The 5,257-nt window shown below is 70.8% G+C and carries 4 protein-coding genes; 2 read left to right on the top strand and 2 right to left on the bottom strand.

The annotated features are described in order from the left end of the window. Nucleotides 1-812, bottom strand: an 812-nt coding sequence (locus IE321_RS40655) for an ATP-binding protein (protein WP_190226660.1), incomplete at its 3' end; no start/stop codon positions are given. A 179-nt stretch (nucleotides 813-991) separates the two neighbouring features. Here IE321_RS40655 and IE321_RS40650 point away from each other — a divergent pair. Together IE321_RS40650 and IE321_RS40645 are read left to right on the top strand one after the other, a co-directional pair. Further along, entirely contained in the window at nucleotides 992-3,163 is a 2,172-nt protein-coding gene (locus IE321_RS40650) for a M4 family metallopeptidase (RefSeq protein WP_190226659.1), read from the top strand. Between the two features lie 510 nt (nucleotides 3,164-3,673). Further along, nucleotides 3,674-4,660 carry an intradiol ring-cleavage dioxygenase gene (locus IE321_RS40645; protein ID WP_226651503.1) on the top strand — a complete coding sequence of 329 codons (987 nt, stop codon included), beginning with the start codon at nucleotides 3,674-3,676 and terminating at the stop codon, nucleotides 4,658-4,660. Between the two features lie 216 nt (nucleotides 4,661-4,876). Here the strand turns inward: IE321_RS40645 and IE321_RS40640 are convergent. Continuing rightward, nucleotides 4,877-5,257 (bottom strand): transposase (locus IE321_RS40640; RefSeq protein ID WP_190226658.1); only part of this gene is annotated, 381 nt, incomplete at its 5' end.

The raw sequence follows: 5,257 nt of genomic DNA, 5'->3' as shown, positions 1-5,257 counted from the left end.
AGGTCGAGGTCGGGCCGGTCGTCGAGTGCGGCGAGCGTCAGCAGTTCCCGTACCTGGGCCGGTACCTCGTCCAGCCACTCTCCCACCAGCCGGCTGGCCGTCGGCGGCAGGGCCCGCCCGCTGTCACCGTCTCGGTCCGGGAGCGGGCACGAGGCGTCGGCCAGCGCCAGGGCCAGTGCGGGATTTCCTCCGCTGTGGGTGTGGATGCGCGTGACCTCGCGGGGGGCGAGCCGGTACGGGGACAGCAGCGTCGCGACCTGAGAGTTCGTCAGGGGCGGGATGCGCACCGCGTACGCGTTCTCCCCGCACCAGTGACCCGCGGCCTCCGGGCGCCAGGTGCGTTCGGCCGCGATGACGGGAAGGTCCGGGGTCAGGCGCAGGGCCCAGCCCAGGACGGCCGCGCTGGCCGGGTCCAGCCACTGGGCGTTGTCCACCACCAGCGTCATGGGCGGTGCCTCCCGCAGCACGGCGGCGGTCTGCCGGCGCAGCCGCAGGGCCGAACCGGCGTCGTCCGGGGAGCCCGGCCGGCCGGCGGCCTCGTCGAGTTCCGCCGTCAGCTCCCGTGCGGCGGGCAGTGCTTGGAGGGCCAGCGCGAGTTCGAGCAGCCCGGCGCAGGGAACCCGGGCGTCCTGCGGACGCGGGGCCAGCCGCAGGACGGGCAGGCCCAGCCGTCGCCCCAGGGCCCCGGCCGCGGTGGTCTTGCCGCTTCCGGGCGGCCCGGACAGGACCACCCGGCGGGTGTGGTGCACGTCTTCTGGCAGCAGGGGACCGGCCTCGTGGAACGCGTTCATCCACATCGCAGAGTCTGGCATCGGGCCATGGTGCGCCCGCCGGGCCTCCCCGTCTAGGTCAAGGGATCACCCCGATGTCGGCCGGGCACCTGCGTCCCTAGCCTCATGGCCACAGCCGGGCCAACCGCTGCCGAACGCCCCCCGTACCCGAGATGACGTTCTGCGGTGATTCCCCGACAAGGCCCGGCGGAAGGATCCCGATGAACCGCAAGAACACCCTGGCGGCCGGTGTCGCGGCAGCCCTCGCCCTGGGCTCCGTGACCATGCTGGCCACCCAGTCCACCGCGGCCCCCCGGCCCACCGCGGCCGCCGGCACCTCCGTCGCCCCACCCGGCGCGGGGTTCAAGGCGATGACGGCCGACACGCGCGACGAGGCGATACGCACGGCCGGCCGGAACGCGGCCGCGACCGCCCGCGAGCTCGGCCTGGGACCCGACGAGCGCCTGGTGGCCAAGGACGTCCTGATCGACGCCGACGGCGCCCGGCACGTGCGCTACGACCGCACCTACAGAGGCCTGCCGGTGATCGGCGGAGACCTGGTGGTGCACCTCGCCGAGGACGGCACGATCACCGGCTCGGACCTGGCGCACCAGGGCGCGATCCGGATCGCCGGCACCACGCCGAAGCTGACGGCCGCCGACGCCTCGGCCAAGGCCGTGAAGCACGCCAGGCACGTGAAGAAGGCGAAGGCCGGCAGCAAGGACAGCACCCTGGTGGTGTACGCGGTCGGCAAGATCCCCGTCCTCGCCTACCGTTCGACCGTCACCGGCGAGGGCGAGACCGGCCCCGCCTCGCGACAGGCGGTGATCGTCGACGCGACCAGCGGCGCGGCCCTGGACCAGTACGAGCTGCACCAGACCGTGACGGGCACCGGCAACGGCGTCACCGTCGGCCAGGTCTCCATCGAGACCACCCAGACCAGCAGCGGCTACACCCTCACCGACGCCGCGCACGGCGGCACGATCATCTACGACTCGTACAACAGCCCGCAGTCGAACCCGAGGCAGAACGCCCGGGCCTTCTCCAAGACCACCAACTCCTGGGGCAACGGCACCAGCTCCAGCCGCGAGAGCGCCGCGGTGGACGCCTCCTACGGCCTGGCCAAGACCTGGGACTACTACAAGAACTCCTTCAACCGCTCCGGCATCCGCAACAACGGCAGCGGCGCCCCCGCCTACGTCCACGTGGACACCGGCCTGTTGAACGCCTTCTACGACGACAACTGCTTCTGCATGTTCTTCGGCGACGGCTCCTCGCAGAACAGCAACACCCCGGTCACCACGCTCGACGTGGCCGCCCACGAGATGAGCCACGGCGTCACCGCCGCCACCGCCAACCTCACCTACTCCGGCGAGTCCGGCGGCCTCAACGAGGCCACCAGCGACATCTTCGGCACCATGGTCGAGTTCTACGCCAACAACACCGGCGACCAGGGCGACTACTACATCGGCGAGAAGCTCAACATGTCCGGCGGCTACATGCGCCGCATGGACAACCCCGCCGCCGACGGCAACTCGCTGTCCTGCTGGACCTCCAGCGCCGGCTCGGTGGACGTCCACTACTCCTCCGGCATCGGCAACCACTTCTTCTACCTCGCCGCCGAAGGCACCGGGGCGAAGACCATCGGCGGACGCTCGCACAACGGCACCACCTGCAACAACGACACCTTCAGCGGCATCGGCAAGGACAAGGCCGCCGCGGTCTGGTACCGGGCGCTGTCCACCTACATGACCTCCACCACCAACTACGCCGGCGCCCGCACCGCCACCCTGCAGGCCGCCGCCGACCTGTACGGCACCAACTCCCAGGAGCGCTACCTCGTCTCCAAGGCATGGGCGGCCGTCAGCGTCGGCACCGCCCTGCCCGACCCCGGCACCGGCACCCCCACCCCCACCCCGACCGACCCGACTCCTTCGCCGACCACGCCCCCCAGCGGGAACGCGCTGACCAACGGCAGCTTCGAACAGGGCACCAGCGGCTGGACCCAGAGCGACAGCATCATCACCAACTCGTCCCTGCAGGCCGCACGTGACGGGTCCTGGTACGCCTGGATGATGGGCTACGGCGCCGACGCCATCGAGTCCCTCTCCCAGTCGAACATCGCGGTGCCCTCCACCGGCACCCCGAAGCTCACCTTCTGGCTGAAGGTCTCCACCCAGGAGTCCGGCTCCACCGCCTACGACACCCTCAAGGTCAACGTCAACGGCACCACGCTGGCCACCTACTCCAACGCCGACGCGAGCTCCGGATACGTCCAGAAGACCGTCGACCTGTCCGCCCACAAGGGCCAGACGGTGAAGCTGGAGTTCGCCGGCACCGAAGACACCTACCTGTCGACCATCTTCCTGGTCGACCAGATCGCCATCGGCTGACCGAGCCCCGTACTCCTGTGGCCGAAACCGTTGTGGGACGGGTCCGGCCACAGGACTGCCGCATTCACGTGGGGTAGCAACGAACGCGGCAGCTCCCGACCGGCCCCGCTGGGGCGGTGCCGGTCGCGGGGGGCCACCGCAGCTCACCCCGCAGGTTCGGGAGTGCAGCCCCGCACCTCCCACCGGACCCACGGCCCCGGAACCGACACCGGCACACAGCCACCGCCCACGCTCGATCCGCTTCCTGCCGGCCGCGGCACCGTCCTTCCACCCGACAGACCGGCAACACCACTCGACGCCGCCGACACCAAGACCCGAACCAGCAGAGAAACCCCCGACCCCGCCGCCGAAACCCGGCTGCGCACCAGCGCCGGGCTCCACCACCCACCAGCAGCCGAGACCCGGCCGCTGTCTGCGCTCCGGCAGGTCCCAACCGGACCCGCACCGGCCGGAGCCTGGCGCTCCAGGCAGGGCAGCCCCATGGAACGCACAGACAGAAAGGCAGATGCTATGCGCGCAAACGATGCTCCGCAGCACGACGAACCCGACAACGCCCTTGTCTCGCGGCTCCTCTCCCGCCGCCGTGTGCTGGCTCTCAGCGGTGCCGCCGGCGCGGTGGTCCTCGGCGGAGCGGGCGCCGCTGCCGGCCGCGGCGCCGCGAACAGCAGCACCCTCGACTCGGTGAAGGCAGCCGCCTCCGCCTCCAGCGTCTGCATGCCACTGACCACGGAGCAGATCGAAGGCCCCTACTACATCGACTACGAGCTCTTCCGCGGCAACGTGGTCGAGGACCGCACCGGCATCCCGCTCCTGCTCGTCCTGCGCGCTGTCGATAGCGCCACCTGCAAGCCCATCCGCAACTCGGCCGTCGAGATCTGGCACTGCGACGCCTCCGGCGTCTACTCCGGCTACACCCAGAACGGCAACGGCGGCGGTGGCGGCGGTACGCCTCCCAGCTCGATGCCCTCCGGCCCGCCGCCCACCGATGCACCGACCGCACCCCCCGGCGGACCGGACGGGGGAGGTGGCGGCCACGCGACCCCGACCGACAACCTCACCTGGCTGCGCGGCATCCAGATGACCGACCACGAGGGCTTCGTCGTCTTCCGGACCGTCTTCCCCGGCTGGTACGCGGGCCGGGCCGTCCACATCCACACCAAGGTGCACACCGGCGGCTCCCGGACCTCCGACGGCTACACCGGCGGACGCACCTGCCACACCGGGCAGTTCTACTTCTCCGAAGACTCGGTGAAGGCCACCGCCGACAGTGCGCCCTACTCGGCGAACACTATGACGCGCATGACCCTCGACCAGGACTTCCTCTACCCGGGAACCGGTGCTCAGGGCGGTCTGCTCGAACTTCTCTACGACAGCCGCCACATCGAGCACGGCGTCATCGGCTACATCACGATGGCAGTCGACCCCAATGCAACCAACGACGGGGCCGGGGCCCCCGGCCCCGTCCCCACCGCGCCCCCCTCGTCCTCCGCCTCCTGACTGCAACCACCACGCCGCCGCGCGCGACGGAAGCGGCGGCCCGGACACCCCACAGTGCCCAGGCCAGTCGGCACCGCCAGCAACGGCCCGGCCGGGCACCGCGGCACTGGGTGCCAGCAGCGGAGCGCTCGCACCACTGCTGGCACCGGGGCCTTGACCCCGGGGTCTGTCAATCGAGCGGCTCTGTCTCATATTCGGTGGTGACGGAGAGTGCCGCTATCCGAGGAGGATGCGGTGGCGAAGAAGGGTGAAGCCTGCTCGTCCGTGCATCTGGCGCGCGATCCGTTTGGTCTTGGTGTTGACGCCTTCGGTGGGGCCGTTGCTGTACGGAAGTGTGAGTGCGGCGATCACAGCGTCGCGGTCTCGGTCCAGGCCCCGGGTGAAGGCGTGCAGATGGGGCAGATCGGCTGAGCGAGCCTTGACGATCCAGCGCGAGAGACCGTCGGCATTACCTTCGCAAGGTGTCAGGAGTTCGGCGAAGCCTTCGGCAACGGCGGCCAGCTGGGTCATCTCGGGGCAGGCAGCGGTAAGCCGGGCCAGAAGACCGCGATGCTCGGCCTTGAGGTTGTCGGGCCTGGCGAGGATCATCCGGGCGAG

The organism is Streptomyces hydrogenans (genome assembly GCF_014656075.1).
In the GTDB taxonomy this organism is placed as follows: Bacteria; Actinomycetota; Actinomycetes; order Streptomycetales; family Streptomycetaceae; genus Streptomyces; species Streptomyces hydrogenans.
The sequence above is the reverse complement of the archived record's forward strand: the minus strand, read 5'-3'. Positions and strand labels throughout refer to the sequence as shown.

Bases quoted from the DNA above. Each gene is read 5' to 3' on its own strand.
- IE321_RS40650 (WP_190226659.1), top strand. From the start codon at position 992: ATGAACCGCAAGAACACCCTGGCGGCCGGTGTCGCGGCAGCCCTCGCC.
- IE321_RS40645 (WP_226651503.1), top strand. From the start codon at position 3,674: ATGCGCGCAAACGATGCTCCGCAGCACGACGAACCCGACAACGCCCTT.